The 23,921-nt window shown below is 38.8% G+C and carries 7 protein-coding genes; all 7 read left to right on the top strand.

Features of this window, described 5'->3' with window-relative positions:
- Nucleotides 1-26 precede the first annotated feature (26 nt).
- The 7 genes from FP432_RS05835 to FP432_RS05805 all read left to right on the top strand — a co-directional run bounded on the left by FP432_RS05835 (nt 27) and on the right by FP432_RS05805 (nt 23,657).
- Entirely contained in the window at nt 27-113 is an 87-nt protein-coding gene (locus FP432_RS05835) for a type I toxin-antitoxin system Fst family toxin (protein ID WP_265489612.1), read from the top strand.
- Between the two features lie 391 nt (nt 114-504).
- Complete coding sequence (locus tag FP432_RS05830) at nt 505-597, top strand: type I toxin-antitoxin system Fst family toxin (RefSeq protein ID WP_265488384.1); 93 nt, start codon at nt 505-507, stop codon at nt 595-597.
- A 278-nt stretch (nt 598-875) separates the two neighbouring features.
- Complete coding sequence (locus tag FP432_RS05825; protein ID WP_265488383.1) at nt 876-980, top strand: type I toxin-antitoxin system Fst family toxin; 105 nt, start codon at nt 876-878, stop codon at nt 978-980.
- Nucleotides 981-2,085: 1,105 nt separating this feature from the next.
- Nucleotides 2,086-8,187, top strand: coding sequence for a Rib/alpha-like domain-containing protein (locus FP432_RS05820; RefSeq protein ID WP_265488382.1), 6,102 nt, complete (start codon nt 2,086-2,088; stop codon nt 8,185-8,187).
- Nucleotides 8,188-8,553: 366 nt separating this feature from the next.
- Nucleotides 8,554-11,193 (top strand): Rib/alpha-like domain-containing protein, encoded by a 2,640-nt coding sequence (locus tag FP432_RS05815; protein ID WP_265488381.1) that lies wholly within the window; start codon nt 8,554-8,556, stop codon nt 11,191-11,193.
- Nucleotides 11,194-11,380: 187 nt separating this feature from the next.
- The gene (locus tag FP432_RS05810) at nt 11,381-21,808 is read left to right on the top strand and encodes a mucin-binding protein (protein ID WP_265488379.1); all 10,428 of its coding nucleotides are present in this window, start codon (nt 11,381-11,383) and stop codon (nt 21,806-21,808) included.
- Nucleotides 21,789-23,657 carry a Rib/alpha-like domain-containing protein gene (locus tag FP432_RS05805; protein ID WP_265488378.1) on the top strand — a complete coding sequence of 623 codons (1,869 nt, stop codon included), beginning with the start codon at nt 21,789-21,791 and terminating at the stop codon, nt 23,655-23,657. Before FP432_RS05810 ends, FP432_RS05805 begins: the two co-directional genes overlap by 20 nt.
- The last annotated feature ends 264 nt before the right edge of the window (nt 23,658-23,921 follow it).

The following is a 23,921-nucleotide window of genomic DNA, read 5'->3' as shown; positions in this document are numbered from 1 at the left end:
GTGCCCCGCGGTAAGTCTTTTTTGAAATAAAATATATTATTGCTCCAATAATAGTAGGGATAATGTTAAAGTTATTCGATTACTGGTTAAACCATCGGGACAATAAAAAGTAGTCGTATGGTTTAACAAGACTGCTTGAAAAAGTAATAATATTTATACTTTTACGCGTTTATTGTAACACATTAAAACATTAGTTAAAGAGTAATGATAGTCGTCTGATTTAATCTCTTGCTTATTTAATTAGATAAGCAAAAAGACTTACCGCTGGAACCGGTAAGTCTTTTTTTGAAATGTATGCTATTTTTAAAATACGTTGCAGATAAATTATACCACATTGATTTCTAAGAAGAAGTGATTTAAAGAAAAACAGTCCGTAACCTGTGAAAGGTGAAACAAGTACGGAGAATTGCCCTAAAAACCGGTACAGAGTAGCCAGACTGATTAGAGTAAATAAGATAAAATAAAACTTGCGACTATTACCTCCTGAAAGGAGGTGGAAAAGTGATGATATTTAGATTTGTAATTGCTCCCATAATAGTCGGGATAATTCTAAAATTATTTGACTACTGGTTAAATCATCGGAGCAACAAACGATAGTCGTCAGATTTAACCTAGTGCTTATTTAATTGGATAAGCAAAAAGACTTACCGTAGCCGCGGTAAGTCTTTTTTGAAAAATGATGATATTTAAATTTTTCAGTAACTATTATAACACATTGAGATGTTGGTTGAAGAGTTTTGAAAAATAGACTTGAGCTACTTAATGATGTTGAAACAAGTACCGAAAGTTGATCCAAATTACCGGTACAGGGTAGCCAGACTGATCAGAAGAAATAAGATAAAATAGACTTTGCGACTATTACCTCCCGAAAGGAGATGAGGAAGTTTATGGTATTTAAACAAATAATTGCTCCCATAATAGTTGGACTAATTATTCAATTATTTGACTATTGGTTAAACTATCGGGGCAATAAAAAGTAGTCGTAAGGTTTAATAAGAATGCTTGGAAAATAAACCAAGCAAAAAACCTTACCGTTGCATCGGTAAGGTTTTTTTGGAAGTTATGATATTTAAACATTGCAGGTTAATTATAGCACATTGATTTGGGATTAACATTAAATTTTTAAAAGACATATTAGTCCCAGTAAAAGTTAAAATTATTTGACTACTGGTTAAACCATCGGGCCAACAAAAAGTAGTCGCATGGTTTAATAAGAGTGCTTGGAAAATGAACCAAGCAAAAAGACTTACCGCTGCAACGGTAAGTCTTTTTTTGAAGCGATAATGACATATAAACTTATTCCTAATCATTAAAACACATTGTTGAAATGCTTAACAAAGTAGAGTGGCGCTTAAAAATTGTAGTAGGTTACTTGAATAAATGAAAGGGAAAGCTAAATATTTAAAACTAAGTTGCTAGGAGAGAATGAAAAACACGGATCTGTACTTAAGGCAGATTCATACAATAGTAGAAAAAATTAGTGTAATTAATTCTTTCTTATTATAGAAGAAAAATGATTAGTTAAAAAATAGCCGATTTGAATAGAGCACCATTGTTTAATCATTTTATCGAACTAACGCTGTTTCTTATTTTTTATTTAAATAAGAGAAAAATGGCTAAATTAAGCTGTTTTTAAGGCAAATTCGTTATTTATTAATAATTAAACAAACTAAAAAGCAACTTAATTAAATACAATAATATATAACTATTCCTTAGATATAGAAAAATATTAAACAACGAAAAATATCCCTATTTTTTGCTCTATTTGACATATACAATATCCTTTAATATCAAGGGATAATGTAGGGCGTTAAATATTAATATTTAAGTTAAATAAATAAATAACATAAATTACGAATCGAAAAGAAAATTAACGAAAATTAGAAAAAATCACCGTTTTTATAACAGGTGTTTCTAAATTTTTTGTATTTTCAACTGGTCAATCCTTGCGTTACAAGGGCTTCAACGACTTATTAACTATAATAAAGAAATAATATTATAATAAGTGCTTGCATTAATAAAAAACAACACGTACAGTAGATATTGTTGATTGAAATAATAAGAAACAAAAAGGAGAAAGATAGGATGTTATCAAAACGAAATTATCAAGAACGTTTACGAAAGATGGAACAAAAGACCGAACGTTTCTCAATTCGTAAATTATCCGTTGGTGCTGCTTCAGTATTAATCGGATTATCATTCTTAGGATTCAACGCACACAGTGCTCAAGCTGCAACTACTGAGAATACTAATAATGATGCAAAGGCAACTACTGATGCTAAAGTTGCTTCAGTAGATAGCCAAGCTAAAAATATTAATGTTGCTTCATCAGCAGCACAACCTGCAACTGAAAAAGCTGACGCAACTAGCTCAGCAGCAGTTAAGTCAGAAGCTCCAGCATCAAGTGCTGCAGTAAAATCTGATGCTAAAGTAGCAACTTCAAACGCAAGTTCATCAGCAGCTGAAAGTGAAGAACTTAAGTCATTAGCTGCTAAGGGTGCTGTAATTGGTAAGAACGCACAAGGTACTTACGCAATGTTAGATGCCACTCAAGCTACTGATCCAGAAGCAACAGTTTACAAGAACTCACAAGATGTTCAAGACTGGGCTGGCTTCATCAGCGCATTGAGCGACGCAAACGTTGATCACATCAACATTACTAAAGATATTACTGTTACTGGTAAGGTAAACGGTACTAGCGTAACTCAACCTGTATTATACGGTGGTCGTCAAAAGCTTGATGCTAAGGATGTTGCACGTAAAGTTACTATTAGTGGTAACAACAACACTATCGACTTTACTAACCAAAACTTAGACCTTACTGATGCTAACCAAGGTGATAACCACGCAGCTTGGGATATGACTTTTGAAGATGTAACTATTAAAGCTGCTCCATTAAAGGCTTCAAGTGCTCAAACTGATATTGGTTCTTACTCACCAATTTCACTTACTAAGGTTAGTGCAGACAAGCAAGCTCTTGATACTATTACTTTCAGAAACGTAACTGCTGAAGTTAATGGTCGTTCAATTATTACTGGTATGCTTACTAACTCAGCTGGTGCTGCAAACACTGGTTACGAAAAGTACACTTTAGTATTAGAAGGTACTAACAACTTAACTAACACTCCATGGGATAAAGGTTTAACCCCTGGTGATGATGGTGATGCTATTTCAGCAGGTTACATTGTAGTTAACAATGGTACTACTACTATTGATATGAAGAGCACCAAAAGCTACAACTTACAATACGGTGGTGCTGCAGTTCGTGCTAACGGTGACTACGTAAAAGATAAGGCTACTGGTCAATTTACTAAATCTCCATTAGACGTTAAAGAAGGCGCAACTTTAAACATCAAAGGTGGTAAGGATGTTAAAGGTATCGTTGCTTTAGGTACTGGTGCTCAATTAGTTGGTGGTAGTGTTAACATTGACGGTAACGTTAACATGGATTTAGCTGACGGTCACTCAATTGCTGTTTACTCAGGTAACTTAGTAACTGGTAAGACTGGTAAGTTAGACATCACTACTAAGATGAGTGCTTACGAAGGCGGTCTTGGACATTTAGCAATGGCTAACTTAAATGGTACCCAATTTGGTGTTCTTTCAATCGGTACTGGTATTCCAGGTGCTGCAGCCATAATTACTAGTGATAACCGTATTGAAGACAACGGTTCAATTAAGATTGTACGTAACACCACTGATAAGGGTGCTAACCCAATGATTACTATGGGTACTGGTGCTTCATCTGGTAACACTACTTTAAGAATTGATGTTAACGAAGGTGCTACTTTAGACTTACAAGATCATGAACAACAAACTGCTCTTGGTATGATCTTTATGCCAGGTTGGGTTGGTGGACCAGCTGGTGAAAACTTAGCAGGCTACGTAAACTTCAACAACCCAGAATACGTAAACTTACAACGTTTGAACCCAACTCTTCCAGAAATTGGTGGTTCATTCATCTTCAACCAACGTCAAAAACAACAAGATACTATTACTAACACTCCAGTTGCTCAATGGAACAGAGCTAACTTAAGTGACAACCCTGACTACACTTGGATGATTACCAACTCACAATCACGTGGTCGTGTATCAATGAGTGCTGACGGATTTGCTCCAATCGGCTTTAACCCACAAGCACTTGCTCCAATTCAAAAGGCTGCTTCATCATACTTAACTTCAAACGGTTCAGTTGTGATGGGTGCAACTCAAGGTGCTGGTCAATACAACGGTTCACAAAAGGCTAACGAAAACACTAACCAAGGTACTATTACTGCTGGTGCTAACAGCCAATACTTAAACAGCTTCTTAAACAACTTTAGCTGGTGGACTCCACAACGTATCGCAATGGGTAGCAAGCTTCTTGAAAAGGATTCTCCAATTAAGTCATCAGACAAAGACTTATACGATCCAGAAGTTCAAACTATTGATGGTACTACCCAACAAAGCTTGAAGAACTTAGATCCTAATAAGGGTATCAAAGATCTTTTAGAAGCTAAGGTAACTACTGATGAAAACGGTAAGCAAGTAATGGGTTCAACTCCAGTTGCTAACTGGCAAGACCTTGTTTCAAGCGTAACTTGGTACGACTCAGCTAAAGATGCTGCAGAATGGGACAAGGAAATGGTTGATGCTGAAGGTAAGCCAGAAGCACAACCTCAAAACCCAACTGGTCAATTGAAGAAGACTGATAAATCAGCTTGGGCAAAAGTTACCTACAAAGATGGTTCTGTTGACTTTGTTGACATTCCATTAAATATTACTGATGCTTACGGTAACGTTTACAAGCCAAGCTACAAGGATACTACTGTAACTATTGGTAAGAAGGTTGAAGTTCCTGTAACTATTACTAAGAATGGTGAACCAGCAACTGCTGCTCCAGAAGGAACTCAATACGCTATTGACCAAACTTACTTAAACGATGTTCCAGCTGGTGTTACAGTTGAAATTAACCCTGATAACGGTACTATTTCTGTTTCAACTACTCCTGATGCAAAACCTATCGACTTAGAAATTCCAGTTGTTGTAAACTACCCAGATGGTTCTGCAAACGGTACTACTGCTAAGGTAAACGTTATTCCAACTGATGCTAACGAATACCAACCATCATACAAGCCTGTAAATGTAAAACAAGGTGAAAGCGTTGAAACTGGTGTACCAACTTACACTGACGCAGATGGTAAGACTGCTAAGGCTCCAGAAGGAACTACTTACAAGATTCCAGAAGGAACTAAATTACCAGAAGGCGTAACTGCTAAGGTAGATCCAAACACTGGTAACGTAACTGTAACTACTAGTTCAAACACTCCAGAAGGTCCTGTATTTGTACCAGTAACAGTAACTTACCCAGATGGTTCAAGCGAAACTGTTGATGCACCAATCGCTGTAGGTCCTAACACCTTCATCGGTACTGATTACAGTGTAGTTGTAAAAGAAACATTGAAGAACCTTCACGAAACCACTGCTAACAGCATGTACCCAGATCCAATGTCAACTGTTGATAGCATTACTTGGTGGAACAATGCTGATGTACGTAAGGGTAAAGATGTAGCTGGTCACAAGATTACTAACTACAACGACATCAAGGCAGAATGGATTATTCCAATCAACACTAATGTAGACAAGGCTTCTATGGAAGCTCCACTTCCAGGTGTTACTGAATTAAGTGCTGATGCATCTAAGAACCCATCAATTAAGCTTACATTTGGTCAAAATAGTGAATTGATTAAGGAAACAGGTACTAACTTATTCGCAACTCCTGAACACTCATTAACTTTATCAGGTGGTTGGTATGGCCCAGCTATCGAAATGCAAGGTGCTGCTCCAGTAGCAGATGCTGCTTCTAAGAAGACTGAAGTTAACCCAGCTAAAGCAGGTGACAAATTAACTGATGCTGAATTAGCATTAATTAATACTACTAACTTAGACAAGTTAACTGCTAACAAGCCTGTATCATACACTTGGGCAAACGACCTTAAGGCTGGCGATACTAAGGGTACTGTACGTATCACTTTCCAAGACAAGGATAAGAATGGTCAACCAACTTACTTAGACGTTGAATTACCAGCAGGTTCACTTAACGTTGTAAATCCTAAGACTGATGCTGACAAGTACACTCCAGAAGGCCAAGATGTTCACACTAATGTTGGTGGACACCCAGAAGCATCACAAGGTATTGCAAACATCCCATCACTTCCAACAGGTACTAAGTACACTTGGAAAGATGGTGAACCAGATACCAAGACTCCAGGAACTAAGCCAGCAACTGTTGTTGTAACTTACCCAGATGGTTCTAAGGATGAAGTTCCAGTTAAGGTTATCGTTGATCAACCAGGTAAGCCTTACTCAGAAAACGCAACTGGTACTCCAATTGTTACTCCTAAGGGTGTAATGCCAAACCCATCACAAGGTATTGGTAACAAGGGTGATTTAGATCCTGATACTAAGTACAGTTGGAAAGATAATAAAGCACCAGATGTTACTACAATTGGTGTTAAACCAGTAGTTATTACAGTAACTTACCCAGATGGCAATACTCAAGATGTGCCTACTAAGGTTATCGTTACTGGTACTGAAAAACCAGGTGACCCAGGTATCACTAACCCAGATGATTCTAAGTACAAAGACTTATTCCACACTGTAACTAGAACTATCGTCACTGAAACCACAAATTCAGATGGTTCTAAGACTGAAGCTACAAGTGTACAAAAGGTAGTATTCGGTAGATCTAAGACTGTTGATAACCAAGGTAACACTACTTACAGTGGTTACACTATTTACGACACTACTACTAACAAGTTAACTAATGATAAGACTGGTACCTTTACTAAGGTTGTTGTACCTCAACACGATGGTTACGTATCACAAGTTAACGGTGTTGAATCTAAAGAAGTTCCAGAAGTAACTGGTGTTACTGCTGAAACTCCAAACTCAACTGTAACTATTACTTACGTTAAGGCTGGTTCAGATGCTGCTAAGTACACTCCAGAAGGTCAACCTGTAAACACTAAGCAAGGTGTAGTTCCAGATGCTTCAGAAGGTATCAAGAACAAGGGTGATTTACCAACTGGTACTAAGTACACTTGGAAGACTACTCCAGATGTAACTACTTCAGGTAGCCACCCAGCAGTAGTTGTAGTAACTTACCCAGATGGTTCACAAGATGAAGTTCCTGTAACTGTAATTGTTCCAGCTCCAGAAGGTCAAAACGTTAATACTCCACAAGGTGTAGTTCCAGATCCAGCAGATGGTATTAAGAACAAGGGTGATATGCCAACTGGTACTAAGTACGAATGGAAAGATACTCCAGACGTAAATACTATTGGTAACCACCCAGCAGTAGTTGTAGTAACTTACCCAGATGGTAAGACTGAAGAAGTTCCTGTAACTGTAGTTGTTACTGAACCTTCTACTCCAGTTGTAACTCCAACAGATGCTGATACTTACACTCCAGAAGGTCAACCAATTGATACTCCAGAAGGTGTAGTTCCAAACCCAGCAGATGGTATTTCAAACAAGGATCAATTACCAGGCGGTACTACTTACACTTGGCAAGATCCAGGTAAGGTTGCTGACGATGTTAAGAAACCTGGTACTCACCCAGAAGTTATCGTTGTAACTTACCCAGATGGCTCAACTGATACTGTAACTGTTGATGTTAACGTACCAACTCCAGAACCAAAACCAATTAACACTCCACAAGGTGTTGTTCCAGATCCATCACAAGGTATCAAGAACCCTGACAAGATGCCAGCAGGCACTAAGTATGAATGGGCAGATGGTACTCCAGATGTTACTACTATTGGTACTCACCCAGTAACTATTAAGGTTATTTACCCAGATGGTACTACTGGTACTATTGAAACTACTATTACTGTTGAACCACACGCAACTGATAACAGTAACAAGGGTAACGGTGATTACACTGATACTACTGGTGTTCACGGTAACGGCTTAAACGATGACGAAAGTGCTCGTGTTCACGGTAACGGCCTTTACGGTGATGACTACGCTAACCGCGTACACTCAAGCTTCTACGGCGATGACAACGACGGCAACGGTAATGGCAGAGCTAAGACTTTACCACAAACTGGTGCAGAAGCTAACATGGCTGGCTTACTTGGCTTAATGATTGCTAGCGTTGGTGCAATCTTAGGTCTTGCAGCTGACAAGAAGCGTAAAAACTAATTTTGATAACATCTAATCATTCAATCCTCTAATCTAATTTAATTAGTTTTATGCTTAAAAAAGCGTTCCCTCGCGGGAACGCTTTTTTGTTATCTATTTTTTTGATTTATTTAATTATGATGTTATTTATTAAATAATAACATCATAATTAATGTTTGATTCAAAAATAAAAAAACAAGCCTTTAAATCTGGTGTATGTTGTTTCTTAATTATGAAAAACTATAATTTTTCGAGCAGTGATATAATCTTGATTTATATATAATTTAACAAATTAGATAATTAATATCTTATAAAAATATTTGAAACGAGTAAAAATAACGACTATTATTTATCATTGCAAGTATTTAGGAAAAGGAAGAGTGAAGTATGTTTTCAAAAAATAACTACAAAGAAAAATTACGCAAGATGGAACAAAAGACAGAACGTTTCTCAATTCGTAAGTTGACTGTCGGTGCTGCCTCAGTAGTGATTGGGCTTTTCTTTATGGGTGTAGGTTCACAAACTACTGTACATGCGGATACTGTACAAGAAACTAAAGTTACTACAGCTACTGCACCAGAGAATAAGGTTACCCCTGTTCAAGCGCCTGTAGCTCCAACGACTACTACTTATAGTACTAATACTGCAGCTCCACAGGAAAAACGTACCACAGAAACTCAGCCAGAGGCCAAACCTACAGTAAATACTGAAACTTCAACAGTAAGCAGAACTATCAAGTATATCAACCCACTTACTAATAAAGAAGAGACTTTGGCTGATCAAAAGATAGAGTTTAAGCGTAGTGAGACTTATTATCCAACTACTGGAAAAATAGAGTATGGTGCATGGGAACCGGCCAGCAAAGTATTCCCAGCAGTAAAGGTACCAGAATTTGAAGGGTATCAAGCATCTTATGATCCGAATGAATTAAGTGAAAAGACTGTTTTTCCAGGTGTATCTCGTGCAGATAGTTATGTGATTCAATACTATAAGCTTTCAAATACTCAGTATGGTGGAATGGTTGCACCAGATACTCCACCCGTAACTAATACTCACACTTCAACAGTAAGCAGAACTATCAAGTATATTAATCCTCTTACTAATAAAGAAGTTACTTTAGCAGATCAAAAGGTAGATTTTAAACGTAGCGAGACTTATTATCCAACTACTGGAAAAATAGAGTATGGTGGATGGGAACCAGCAACTGCAGTATTTCCAGCAGTAAAGGTACCAGAATTTGAAGGGTATCAAGCATCTTACGATCCTAATGAATTAAGTGAAAAGACTGTTACGCCAAGTGATGTTCAACATAATGACGTCTATTACATCATATATGAAAAGGACAATACTGGTATCCAATATGTTACTCTAGCAGATAGCAAAGTGATTGTTACTCCTAAAGGAACCCCAGTTAACCCAATTGATGGTATTGCTAATCCTTCAGAATTAATTCCAGGCACTACTTATTCTTGGACTGACGGTGCACCAGATGTAAATACTATTGGTAGTAACCCAGTTCGTATAACAGTTAAGCAACCTGGTCAAAACCCTCAAGTGGTTCCAACTACTATTATTGTTACTGGTACTGACAAACCAGGAGACCCTGGTATTACAAATCCAACTGACAATAGATATAGTGATATGTTTAAAGTAATATACCGTCACATTAATTTTGAATCCCCAGAAGGTTACTATTCTGAACTTCAAAGAGCTGTCTTTGGTAGAACTAAAACTGTTTCAGCTGTAAATGATAAAGAAGTGGTAACTTATGGTAACTACGGTGTTTATGATTCTGCTACTCAAACTTTAACTTCACAAACCCAAGCAACTATGCCAGCTGTTACAGTAGATCAATATGATGGATATACTTCATTAGTAGACGACAAGCCAGCTACTACAATTCCTAGTTTAACTGTTAATGTAGATTCAGCAGATGTTGAGGTTTATGTAACTTATAAAGACAATGGAGTTACTACTTATGATCCACATGATAAGGATATAACTACTCCTTATGGGAAGATGCCTGCAGCTAGAGAAGGAATTGGCAATATCCCTGAACTACCAATAGGTACTACATATACTTGGAAAGATGCTCCAAATGTCTATGTGCCAGGATCTCAAATGTCGGTTATTACTGTAACTTTCCCAAATGGTAAAAAAGAAAATGTAATTGTACTTGTAAATGTTGAAGATCCAACTCCAACAGGCAAGGACATTACTACGCCAACAGGTAAGGTTCCAGATGCCCAAACAGCAATTGGCAACGCTCCCGAAATGCCAAGCGGCACTAAGTACGAATGGAAAGACGTTCCAGAAGTACATACACCAGGAACTAAGCCAGCAGTAGTAGTCGTAACTTTCCCTAACGGCGACAAAGTTGACGTCCCAGTTAAGGTGACAGTAGAAAACCCAGTACCACAAGGTCAAGATATCCACACTCCACAAGGTAAAGTTCCAGATCCATCAAAGGCAATTAGCAATATTCCAGAAATGCCAAATGGTACTAAGTACGAATGGAAAGATATTCCAGAAATTACAACTCCAGGCACTAAGCCGGCAGTAGTTGTTGTAACTTTCCCTAATGGCGATAAAGTTGATGTCCCAGTAACTGTTGTAGTTGACGCACCAAATCCTCAACCAGAAAATCCAGATAATGGTGGTCAATCAACTACTGGTACTCCAACTGAAGTTCCAACAGATCCAGCAATTCCAATGCCACATCCAACTGATACACCAGATGTACCGACTACAACTACTGATGAAACAGTAGCACCACATGCAACTAAAGCTCCAGACGATGATACTACGGTAGAGCCAACCGAAGTTGTAGCTAATAAGGTAGAAACTGCTCCAGTTCATGCAAGTAATGTAGCAACAACTGCTCGTGTAAATGCTCTTCATAAGCACAACAAGCAAGCTGCTTTACCACAAACTGGTGCCAAGACAACTGCAGGTATTCTTGGTTTAATGTTTGTAAGCATTGGCGCAATTTTAGGTTTAGCTGTAACTAAGAAGCGCAAAAACTAATTTTAATAAGTAAAGAAATACATTCCTTGATGGGATGTGTTTTTTTATGCATTCATTTTTTGTACCTATAAGCTATAAAACATCAAAGCTTAAGTTAAATATAATATTATTGAAAAAACAAAAAACAATCGTTATTATATACTTGTAGTCTAATAATTAATATAAGAGAGAATCTCGGGAGAAAAGAATGCTATCAAGACGCAATTATCAAGAACGTTTACGCAAGATGGAACAAAAGAATGAACGTTTCTCTATCCGTAAACTTTCAATTGGTGCTGCCTCAGTATTGATTGGTCTTTCTTTTTTAGGATTTAATGCAGAAACAACACAAGCTGCAACTCCTAAAGATAAAGTTGACAACAACAAGACTGAAGCAAGCGTGGATGAACAATCCAAATTAAATATTAAAGTTGATGCTAGTCAAAGCTTAGCTGCAAGTAGTGCTACTAGTGCTGCAAGTTCAAGTGCAACCAGTTCAGTAGCTTCTTCAGCAAGCTCAAGTACTGCTTCAGTAGCTTCAAGCGCACAATCAAGTGCTGCTAAGAAGAGTACTGCTAGTGTAGCTTCAAAGGCAGCAGTTAAGTCTGTTGCTGCAGAAAAGCAAACTGCTAGTTCAGCTTCAGTAGCTACTCCAGTCAAAAGTGCTGCTCAAGTAACTAAGACTGCTGCAACTACTACCCTTTCAACTGCTGCTTTGAGCAACCAAGCTGGCGCTAAAGAACTTAACTCACAAGCACTTAACAGCTTAAAGACTGCTGACATGGCTAATAACCTTAAGTCATTAGTTGCTCAAGGTGCTGTAGTTGGTAAGGATGAAAAGGGCACTTATGCAATGCTCGACAACACCACCCCAACTGACCCAACTTTAAACTCATCAGATGTTTCTGACTGGGCTAGTTTTATTGGCGCATTAAATGATGCTAATGTTGGTGTGATTAACGTTACTAAGGACATTACTGTAACTGGTAAAACTGCTAACTTAGGTGGACAAGCTGTAGGTTACAATGGTTGTTTAACTTTACCTACTACTAATAATGCTCGTAAAGTTACTATTACCAGTGCTGATAACAGCACAATTGACTTTGGTCACTACAGCTTAATGTTCCAAAACAGTAACCAAAAGAATGGTAACGGTTGGGATATTACTCTTGATAACCTTACTCTTAAAGGTGTTGAAAAAGATGGTAGTGGTGAAACTGCTTTTGCTGCGCCAACTCTCTACGGTCTCCTTTCATTTGAAGACGTTAGTGGCACTAATCAAAAGAAGAATACTGTTACTTTACATGATGTAACTGCTACTACTACCAGTCGTCCAATCGTTGAAGGTGCTTCTAAAGATAATCACTCAAATGAATACTACACTTTAAAATTAAGTGGTAATAACAACATTACTGCATCGTTCAATGACCATACAGCTGGTGATACGCTTGGAGTAAGTGGTTCAGCTTTAGATGCTGGTTATGTAAGTGTTGAAGATGGCACTACCACTATTAATGTAGGTTCTACATGGGACGCCATGAATAACTATGGTGCTGATGCTATCCGTAGTTCACAATTTGATGTTAGTGATAACGACGGCAATGTTACTAAATACAGTGTTGATGTTAAGCAAGGTGCTACTGTAAATATTACTGGCACTGGCTATGCTAAAGGTATTTTTGAAGCTGATGGTCAACACGGTTCAGTTAACATTGATGGTACTGTAAACATGAACATGGGTACCGGTCGCTCATTAGCTATTTTTGGTGGTAACTTAAATATCGGTAAGACTGGTTCTGTTGACATTACTACCCAACAAGCTTCTGATGGTTGGAAAGACCTTAACAGTTTTAAAGGTGGCCAATATGGTGTTATTTCAATTGGTCAAGGTAACCCAGCAACTACTGTTAATGCCGCAGCCATGAACGCCATTAATGATAATGGTTCACTTAAGGTTGTTCGTAATTCTACTAAGAAGACTTTAACGCCACTTATTGCTTTGGGTTCAGGTTCATCATTACATGATGGTGACTTCAGAGTTAATGTTAATAATGGTGCAAAGCTTGACTTACAAGATGGTGCTAACCAATACGATTTAGGGATGATTTATGTATCAGGTGCTGGTACTAAGTCCTCATTCAACGTTACTAACCCAGGTTACGTTAACTTACAAAGATTAAACAATCCACTTCCATCAGTTGGTGGTCAATTAGTTTACCTTGAAGGTAACCCACAAGAATTTATTACTAATGCGCCAATTGCTGAATGGCAAGCTGGTAATATGACTAATAGCCCAAGTTTCACTTGGATGGTTGACAAGTTAGATACCATGAATAACTGGGGAACCAATGCTGGTACTGGATTTACCCCTGCAGGTAAGACTACAACTCAAAGTGGGAAAGGTGTGCCAACACTTTTAACTTCAAATGCTACTGTTGTAATGAGTTCTAACCAAGGTGGTGGCCAATATAACGGTACGCAAGTTGCTAATAGTTCTACCAACCAAGGTACAGTTATTAACAACAATGTTCACTTGAATTCATTATTGAACAACTTTAGTTACGCAACCCCTCAACGTTTAGCAATGGGTACTGAGTTAGTAGCTAAGGATTCTCCAATCAAGTCAAAAGACAGTGATTTGTATGAGCCAGAAGTTCAAACTATCGACGGTACTACTGACCAAACTTTAGCTGACTTAAATGCACGCGATGGTATTAAGGGTCTTTTGAAGGCTGATTTAGTTGAAAAGGGTGGTATTACTACTTTAGCTGGTACACCAATTTCTGATGCTGAAGCAAATGATTTGATTGGTAGCGTTGATTGGTACAATGCAAGTACTGATGCTGCTGACTGGAATGCCAATATGCTTGATAATAATGGTGCAGCTGAAGCTCAACCAACTAACCCAACTGGTAAGTTAAAGACCACTGATAAATCAGCATGGGCTAAGTTAACTTACAAGGATGGCTCAGTTGATTTTGTTGATATTCCATTGAATATTACTGCCCCTCAAGCTGATCAATATGTCCCTTCATATCCAGATGCAGCTGGCTTAAATGACAAGGATCAAACTACTACTCCAACATTTAAGGATGCTGATGGTAACGCAACTACTGCTCCAGCAGATACTACTTATGCCTTCACTAACCCTGATGATGTACCAACTGGTGTAACTATTGATTCAACCACTGGTACAATTACTGTTCCAGCAGGAACTACTCCAGGTGCATACAATATTCCAGTTACTGTAACTTATCCAGACAAGAGTACTGATAAGACTACTGCTAGCGTAACTGTTGATGGTGTTCCAGAAGTACAACCAATCGCTGTTACTGATGGTAAGGTTCCAGATGCTTCAACTGGTATCAAGAACTACGATGCTGATGGTAAGGCAGGCTACCCTTCAAAGGTTGAATGGACTACTACTCCAAGTATTGATCCAGCTAACCCAGGTACTACTGCTTATGACGCAACTGTAACTTACCCAGATGGCACTACCACTACTACTAAGATTCCTGTAACTGTAGTTGGTGCCAAAGAAGACGGCGACCATACTACTGTTTACGGTCCAATGAGTATGACTACTTTCAATGGTGATCCCGCTAATACTCACAAGACCACTGATGGTTCTGCCACTGTAACTCCAAGTAAATTTAATTCAATTGTTGTTCAAAGCGACTACAACTATGATACTGGTGTTTACGGTAAGTCTAAGACCTACAACTTGAGTAGTGATGGTACAACTTATGTCAACGCAGATGATCCAAGTGATACTTTTGCTGCTGACACTATTAGCTATGCATGGCTTCCAGACTACACTCCTAACACTAATGTTGACCAATTCAAAAATGCTGATGGTCAAGTAGTTGTTGGCGATACTTTAGCTAACGATCCAATTGAACGTACTACTACTGGTTACTTAGTAGGTAACTCAAGATATCGTGCAAATAGTACTCTTAGTGGGGATGCCTTAACTAAGTTATTGATTCCTGCTTCAGTTGCTACTACTTGGCACAACCAATTCATTAACTTCTATGCAGCAACTCCAGTTACTGGTTTAACTGCTATTCACAATGAAGATGCTTCAATTCCTGCTGCAACTAGCGCAGTAGATGAATCACAATTAACTGCAGCTCACAATGCGGCTGTGTCATCAACTGAATGGCAAACTAAACCTGATATCTCTAAGGTTGGCGATACTACCGGTACTGTAAGAATTAACTTTACTGATGGTACTCACCTTGATGTTGCTGTGCCAATTAAGGTAACTGATAACGATGCAGATACTTATGTACCTTCATATCCAGATACGACGGGCTTAAATGATAAGCCACAAACTATCACTCCAGAAGTTAAGGACGACAAGGGTAACACTGCAAGTGTTCCAACTGGTACTACTTATACCTTTACTAACCCTGATGAAGTTCCAACTGGTGTAACTATTGATTCAACTACTGGTACTATTACTGTTCCAGCAGGTACTGCTCCAGGTGCTTACAACATTCCGGTTACAGTAACTTACCCAGATGGCAACACTGATACCCCAACTGCTAGTGTAACTGTTGATGCTGTTCCAGAGGTACAACCAATTACTGTAAGTGATGGTAAGGTTCCAGATGCTACAACTGGTATCAAGAACTACGATCCAACTGGTAAAGCAGGCTACCCTTCAAAGGTTGAATGGACTACTACTCCAGTAATCGATCCAACTAAGCCAGGTACTACTGATTACACTGTTACAGTAACTTATCCAGATGGCAACACTACTACTGCTACTGTGCCAGTAACTGTAACTAATGATGCCCAAATTTATACACCAAAGGGACAAGACTTTACTGTATACCAAACTGCAGTACCAGGTGCTGCTGAAGGTATTGCAAACGCAAGTGAGCTACCAGATGGTACTACTTACACTTGGAAGACAGCACCAGATACTACTAATCCAGCAGGCTTGCAAATTGGCGGCTCAACAGTAGTTCCAGCAGTAGTAACAGTAAATTATCCAGATGGCAGCAGTACTGATGTTTCAATTAATGTGACTGTAAAGTCAAACCAATTAAGAGTGCAAAGACATCTGGTATACACAATTCCATCGGGACCAAATAAGGGACAAAAAGTAGATACTGTTCCACCTTCTCAAGCAAAAAATATTACTTTGGCACCAGGTAGATATGAGTACAATAATTTAGGTCAGGCAGAGCCAATTTACAACTCAAATTCAACTTGGGGTACTGGCACAATTATTAATATGCCAGCACCATACTTTAAGGGATATACTGCCAATCCACAAATGGTGCCAACGCTAAATATTGGTGGTGAAAATATAACTGCAGAGGTTCCTACTGAGGTTTACCAAGAAATAACTTATACTGCAAATACTCAGACTGGTAAGATTTCTTATGTGGATAGCGCGGGTACAGAAATTACTTCAACTCCACTTACTGGTAAGACTGATGAACCTGTAGCTATTAATCCTGTAGCTCCAGAGAACTGGAAGATTGTCCCAGGACAAGATATTCCAACTTCAGTAACTGCTACTGATAGTGGTATCCCAACTGTTACTGTGAAGATTGAACATGCTACAAAGGATGTAACTGATGATCCAAGTCAAGCAGATAAGGTAAAGAAGACTGTTACTAGAACAATTGATCTTAATATTGCTGGCAAGACTTCAACTTACACTACCCAATCAGTAACTCTTCACAGAACTGCAACTGAAGACTTAGTAACTAAGCAAGTAAGTTATGGTCCATGGAACACTGAAGGAGCTAAGTTTGAAGCAGTAACTGCCCCAGCAGAAGCAGGTTACACAGTTCAAAACCCAGATGCCGCACCAGAAGTAGCTGTAACTGGTGATACAGGTGACTCAACTGTAACCTTTAACTACGATGCAGATAGTCATAACCAAGTAATCAACTACGTTGGCCCAGATGGTACAGTTGTTAAGACCTACGATGTAACCGGTAAGACTGGTGAAACTGTTGATACTAACATTCAAACTAACTTACCAGATGGTTGGGTAATCACAGATCCTAAGGTAACAAGTCAAATTACCTTCGGAACAGATGATCCAGCTCCAATTAACGTGAACATCAAGCATGGTACAAAGGATGTAACTGATGATCCAAGTCAAGCAGATAAGGTAAAGAAGACTGTTACTAGAACAATTGATCTTAATATTGCTGGCAAGACTTCAACTTACACTACCCAATCAGTAACTCTTCACAGAACTGCAACTGAAGACTTAGTAACTAAGCAAGTAAGTTATGGTCCATGGAACACTGAAGGAGCTAAGTTTGAAGCAGTAACTGCCCCAGCAGAAGCAGGTTACACAGTTCAAAACCCAGATGCCGCACCAGAAGTAGCTGTAACTGGTGATACAGGTGACTCAACTGTAACCTTTAACTACGATGCAGATAGTCATAACCAAGTAATCAACTACGTTGGCCCAGATGGTACAGTTGTTAAGACCTACGATGTAACCGGTAAGACTGGTGAAACTGTTGATACTAACATTCAAACTAACTTACCAGATGGTTGGGTAATCACAGATCCTAAGGTAACAAGTCAAATTACCTTCGGAACAGATGATCCAGCTCCAATTAACGTGAACATCAAGCATGGTACAAAGGATGTAACTGATGATCCAAGTCAAGCAGACAAGGTAAACAAGACAGTTACTAGAACGATTGATGTTGATGTAGCCGGTAAGACTAGTGAATACACTACCCAATCAGTAACTCTCCACAGAACTGCAACTGAAGACTTAGTAACTAAGGAAGTAACTTATGGTCCATGGAACACTGAAGGAGCTAAGTTTGAAGCAGTAACTGCTCCAGCAGAAGCAGGTTACACAGTTCAAAACCCAGACGCAGCTCCAGAAGTAGCTGTAACTGGTGATACAGCAGATTCAAAAGTAACCTTCAACTATGATGCAAATAGTCACACTCAAGTAATTAACTACGTTGGTCCAGATGGCACCACTGTTAAGACTTACGATGTCACAGGTAAGACAGGTGAAACTGTAGATACTAACATTCAAACTAACTTACCAGAAGGTTGGGTAATCACAGATAAGGAAGTACCAGGTCAAATTAAATTTGGTACAGATGATCCAACTCCAATTACTGTAAACATCAAGCATGGTACTAAGGATGTAACTGACGATCCAAGTCAAGCAGACAAGGTAAAGAAGACTGTTACTAGAACAATTGATCTTAATATTGCAGGCAAGACGTCAACTTACACTACCCAATCAGTAACTCTTCACAGAACTGCAACCGAAGACTTAGTAACTAAGGAAGTAACTTACGGCCCATGGAATACTGAAGGAGCTAAGTTTGATGCCGTAACAGCTCCAGCAGAAGCAGGTTACACAGTTCAAAACCCAGACGCAGCTCCAGAAGTAGCCGTAACAGGTGACACAGCAGATTCAACAGTAACCTTCAACTACGATGCAAATAGTCATACTCAAGTAATTAACTATGTGGGTCCAGATGGCACAGTAGTTAAGACTTACGATGTAACAGGTAAGACAGGCGAAACTGTTGATACTAACATTCAAAGTAACTTACCAGCAGGTTGGGTAATCACTGATCCTAAGGTAACAAGTCAAATTACCTTCGGAACAGATGATCCAGCACCAATTAACGTGAACATCAAGCATGGTACTAAAGATGTAACTAACGATCCAGATCAAGCAGATAAGGTAAACAAAACAGTTACTAGAACAATTGATGTTGATGTTGCAGGCAAGACTTCAACTTACACTACTCAATCAGTAACTCTTCATAGAACTGCTACAGAAGATTTAGTAACTAAGGAAGTAACTTACGGCCCATGGAATACAGAAGGTGCTAAGTTTGACGCTGTAACAGCTCCAGCAGAAGCAGGTTACACAGTATCAAACCCAGATGCCGCACCAGAAGTAGCTGTAACTGGTGACACAGCAGATTCAACAGTAACCTTTATCTATGGTGCAGATACCCACAGCCAAGTAATCAACTACGTTGATAAGAGTGGTAAGATTATTAAGACCTATGATGTAACAGGAACCACGGGAGCAACAGTAGATACCAACATCCAAACTAATGTACCAGAAGGTTGGGTAATTACTGATAAGACAGTTCCAGGTCAAATCACATTTGGATCAAACACTCCAGCCCCAATCAATGTAACTATTGAACATGGAACTAAGGATGTAACTAGTGATCCAGATCAAGCAGACAAGGTAAACAAGACTGTTACTAGAACAATTGATGTTGATGTTGCAGGTAAGACTAGTGAATACACCACTCAATCAGTAACTCTCCACAGAACAGCTACAGAAGATTTAGTAACTAAGGAAGTAACTTACGGCCCATGGAATACAGAAGGTGCTAAGTTCGACGCTGTAACTGCCCCAGCAGAAGCAGGTTACACAGTAACTAACCCAGACGCAGCTCCAGAAGTAGCAGTAACAGGTGATACAGCAGACTCAACTGTAACCTTTAACTACGATGCAAACAGTCAAACTAGAAAGATTAACTTCGTTGATCCAGATGGTAAGACCGTTTCAACTCAAACCTTAACTGGTAAGACAGGAACCAGCGTAACTATTGGTAATGGTGAAGGTCAAACTCCGTTGAACATTCCAACAGGCTACGAAATTGTTCCAAATACTGAAGTACCAACCAAGGTTCCATTTAATGCAGATAGTAAGGATAATCCAGATATCACTGTTAAGGTTCAAGCTAAGGTTGATACTGTAGATGGACGTAACGACAAGAGTAATAGCGATGTTTACCGTCAAGTAACTAGAACTATTACCGTAAACATTGAAGGTCAAGAACCTCAAGTTAGAACTCAAACACTTGACTTCTACAGAATCAAGTCAACTAACGAAGCAACTGGTAAAGTAACTTACACTGACTGGACTTCAAACATGACAGATGGTTCAACTAGTTTCCCAGACTTTGAAATTCCAACTGCTGGTGGTTACACTAGAACAATTACTGGTGGAACAATCACTACCAAAGATGGTAAGGATTACGTTGCTTCAGTAAGTGGTTTGAATGATGGAACTCCAGTAAACAACATCAACGTAACTGTAAACTACACTAAGGCAGAACAAACAGCTACAATCCAATATGTAGATAACAATGATCATAATCATGTAGTTGGTACTCAAGAAGTACCAGGAGAAATTGGTGAAACTGTAAAGGTAAACCTTGAAGTTCCAACAAATTGGAAGCTTGTTCCAAATCAACAAGTTCCAAGTGAATTCACCTTTGGTTCAACTCCACTTAAGGACACTATTGTTTACGTTGAACATGGTACTAAGGATGTAACTCCTGACTACGAACATGATAAGAACGTAGAAACTGCTACGGCGTGGACGGTAACTGAAACTGTTAATGTAACCACTCCAGATGGCAAGACTACTAAGGCAGTAGATGCATCTAAGACATTTACTAGAACAGCTACTAAGGACTTAGTAACCAATAAGGTAACTTATGGTGAATGGTCAGATAATGGTAGTTACACATTCCCAAGCTACAATGTGAAGGAAATTGCTGGATACACACCAAGTCAAGCAAGTGTTCCTGCTCAAACAGTTAAACCGGGTGATAAAGACTTAGTCTTTAACATTACTTACAGTGCTAATAACCAAACTAGAAAGATCAACTTCGTAGATCCATCTGGTAAGACTGTTGGTACCCAAACTTTAACTGGTAAGACAGGTACCAGCGTAACTATTGGTAATGGTAGTGGTGAAACTCCATTAGAAGTACCAACCGGCTACGAAATCGTACCAAATACTCAAGTACCATCAAGCGTTGGCTTTAACGCAACTGATAACCCTGACATTACTGTTAAGGTTCAAGCTAAGGTTGATACTGATGATGGACGTAATGACAAGGGTAACAGTGATGTTTACCGTCAAGTAACTGAAACAGTTACTGTAAACATTGAAGGTCAAAAACCACAAGTTGTAACTCAAACTCTTGACTTCTACAGAATCAAGTCAACTAACGAAGCAACTGGTAAAGTAACTTACACTGACTGGACTTCAAACATGACTGATGGGTCAACTAGCTTTGCACCAGTAGAAATTCCAAGTGCAGCAGGTTACACTAGAACAATTACTGGCGGCACAATCACTACCAAGGATGGTAAGGATTATGTAGCCTCAGTAAGTGGTTTGAGTGATGGTACACCAGTAAACAACATCAATGTAACTGTAAACTACGTTTACTCAGATCAAACAGCTACAATTAAGTTTGTAAACAATGCTGATCACAACGACGTTGTAAGTACCCAAGTAGTTGGTGGTAAGACTGGTCAAACAGTCCCAGTAAAACTTGAAGTACCAGCAAACTGGCAAGTAGTTGGTGGACAACAAATCCCAAGTGAATTCACATTTGGTTCAACTCCAATTAAGGACACTATTGTGTACGTTGAACATAAGACTGAAGACGTAACCAATGATCCAAATGAAAAGGACAATGTAAACAAGACTATTACTAGAACTGTTGATGTTGATGTTGCAGGTAAGACTAGTGAATACACTAAGCAAACCGTAACTCTCCACAGACCAGCAACTAAGGACTTAGTAACTAATAAGGTAACTTACGGTGCATGGGGAAACTTCTAAGTTTGATGCTGTAGCTGCTCCAGCAGAACCAGGTTACACAGTAACTAACCCAGATGCTGCTCCAGCAATGGATATAACTAGTGATACTAAGAGTTCAACTGTAACCTTCATTTACAAGGCTAATGAACATTCAGTAACTATTACTTATGTTGATAATAACGGTAAGAAGGTTGATAGTTACACTGAAACTGGTACTACTGGTGAAACAGTAAACCCAGAAGTTAATGCTCATGTTCCAGAAGGCTACCACATTACTGATAAGACAGTTCCAGGTCCAATTACATTTGGTTCAAATGATCCTGCACCAATTACTGTTCACGTTGAAAAGAACGTAAACCCAACCGATGCAGATAAGTACACCCCAGAACCAAAGGACATCAAGACACAAGTAGGTAAGGAACCAACTCCAGAACAAGGAATTGGCAACATTCCAAACTTACCAAGTGGTACAACTTATACTTGGACCAACGGTGCCCCAGATGTAACAACCCCAGGAACTAAGAGTACTGAAATCACAGTTCACTACCCAGATGGCACAACTGATACTGTAACTACTAAGGTAATTGTTGAAGAACCAACTAAGAACCCAACAGATGCAGATAAGTACACTCCAGAACCAAAGGACATCAAGACACAAGTAGGTAAGGAACCAACTCCAGAACAAGGAATTGGCAACATTCCAAACTTACCAAGTGGTACAACTTACACTTGGACCAACGGCGCTCCAGATGTAACAACCCCAGGAACTAAGAGTGTTGAAATTACAGTTCACTACCCAGATGGTACAACTGATACTGTAACTACTAAGGTAATTGTTGAAGAACCAACTAAGAACCCAAGTGATGCAGATAAGTACACTCCAGAACCAAAGGACATCAAGACGCAAGTAGGTAAGGAACCAACTCCAGAACAAGGAATTGCTAACATTCCAAACTTACCAAGTGGTACAACTTACACTTGGACCAACGGCGCTCCAGATGTAACAACCCCAGGAACAAAGAGTGTTGAAATTACAGTTCACTACCCAGATGGAACAACTGATACTGTAACTACTAAGGTTGTAGTTGAAGAACCAACTAATCCAACTCCTCAACCAACACCTACAGATTCTGATATTTACACACCAGAACCAAAACAAATCAACACTCAAGTAGGTGTAACTCCAAGTCCAGAAGATGGAATTGGAAATATTCCAAACTTACCAAGTGGTACAACTTACACTTGGACCAACGGTGCTCCAGATGTAACCACTCCAGGAACTAAGAGTGTTGAAATTACAGTTCACTACCCAGATGGAACAACTGATACTGTAACTACTACAGTTGTAGTATCACAACCGGAAAAGACTCATGACAAGACTCCATCTGATAAGACAACTATTACACCTGTTCCTAAACCGGTAGTTGTTCCTTCAGGCAAGGTTCCAACTGCAGAACAAGGAATTAAGAATAAGGGTGACTTCCCATCAGGCACTAAGTTTACTTGGAAAGACACTCCAGATACTTCTAAACCAGGTAAGATTACAGGAACTGTAATTGTAACTTATCCAAATGGTGAAACAACCGAAGTACCAGTAGAAATTACTGTTGCTCCACACGCATCAGGTGCTGACTTTGATGATGAAGCAGGTACTCACAGTCTTAACAATGATGAAAATGCAGGTATTCATGCAACTAGATTCGGTGCTAATGCTCGCGTTCACTCAAGCTTCTACCAAGATGGTAAGAAGGCTAAGACTTTACCACAAACTGGTGCACAAGAAAATAATACGGCTGGCGTACTTGGCTTAGTGATTGCTAGTGTAGGTGCAATCTTAGGCTTAGCTGTCAACAAGAAGCGTAAAAACTAAAAAATAGCATTCTTTTCTCACCTAATCATTAGTTTTGAGCTTGAAAAGAGGCATACCTAGAGGGTATGCCTTTTTTGTTTTACAAAAAATAAAAATAACAAAAATTTAGCGATTAAAAATATTGAAATAAATTAGGCTAAATAAAAATAAAAAAACAACATTTTGCATATTAAAAAAAGCATTTTTTTTATAATTGCTTAACCCAACTAGCTCTAAGCTTTAATGAACTATATTTAATAATGAAAATGAATTTAAATAAAATAT

Source organism: Lactobacillus sp. PV034, from assembly GCF_014522305.1.
Taxonomy (GTDB): domain Bacteria; phylum Bacillota; class Bacilli; order Lactobacillales; family Lactobacillaceae; genus Lactobacillus.
The sequence above is the reverse complement of the archived record's forward strand: the minus strand, read 5'-3'. Positions and strand labels throughout refer to the sequence as shown.

What these genes read in the sequence shown, in the direction of transcription:
- FP432_RS05820 (WP_265488382.1), top strand. Translation starts at nt 2,086, where the DNA reads ATGTTATCAAAACGAAATTATCAAGAACGTTTACGAAAGATGGAACAA.
- FP432_RS05810 (WP_265488379.1), top strand. Translation starts at nt 11,381, where the DNA reads ATGCTATCAAGACGCAATTATCAAGAACGTTTACGCAAGATGGAACAA.
- FP432_RS05830 (WP_265488384.1), top strand. Translation starts at nt 505, where the DNA reads ATGATATTTAGATTTGTAATTGCTCCCATAATAGTCGGGATAATTCTA.
- FP432_RS05825 (WP_265488383.1), top strand. Translation starts at nt 876, where the DNA reads ATGAGGAAGTTTATGGTATTTAAACAAATAATTGCTCCCATAATAGTT.
- FP432_RS05815 (WP_265488381.1), top strand. Translation starts at nt 8,554, where the DNA reads ATGTTTTCAAAAAATAACTACAAAGAAAAATTACGCAAGATGGAACAA.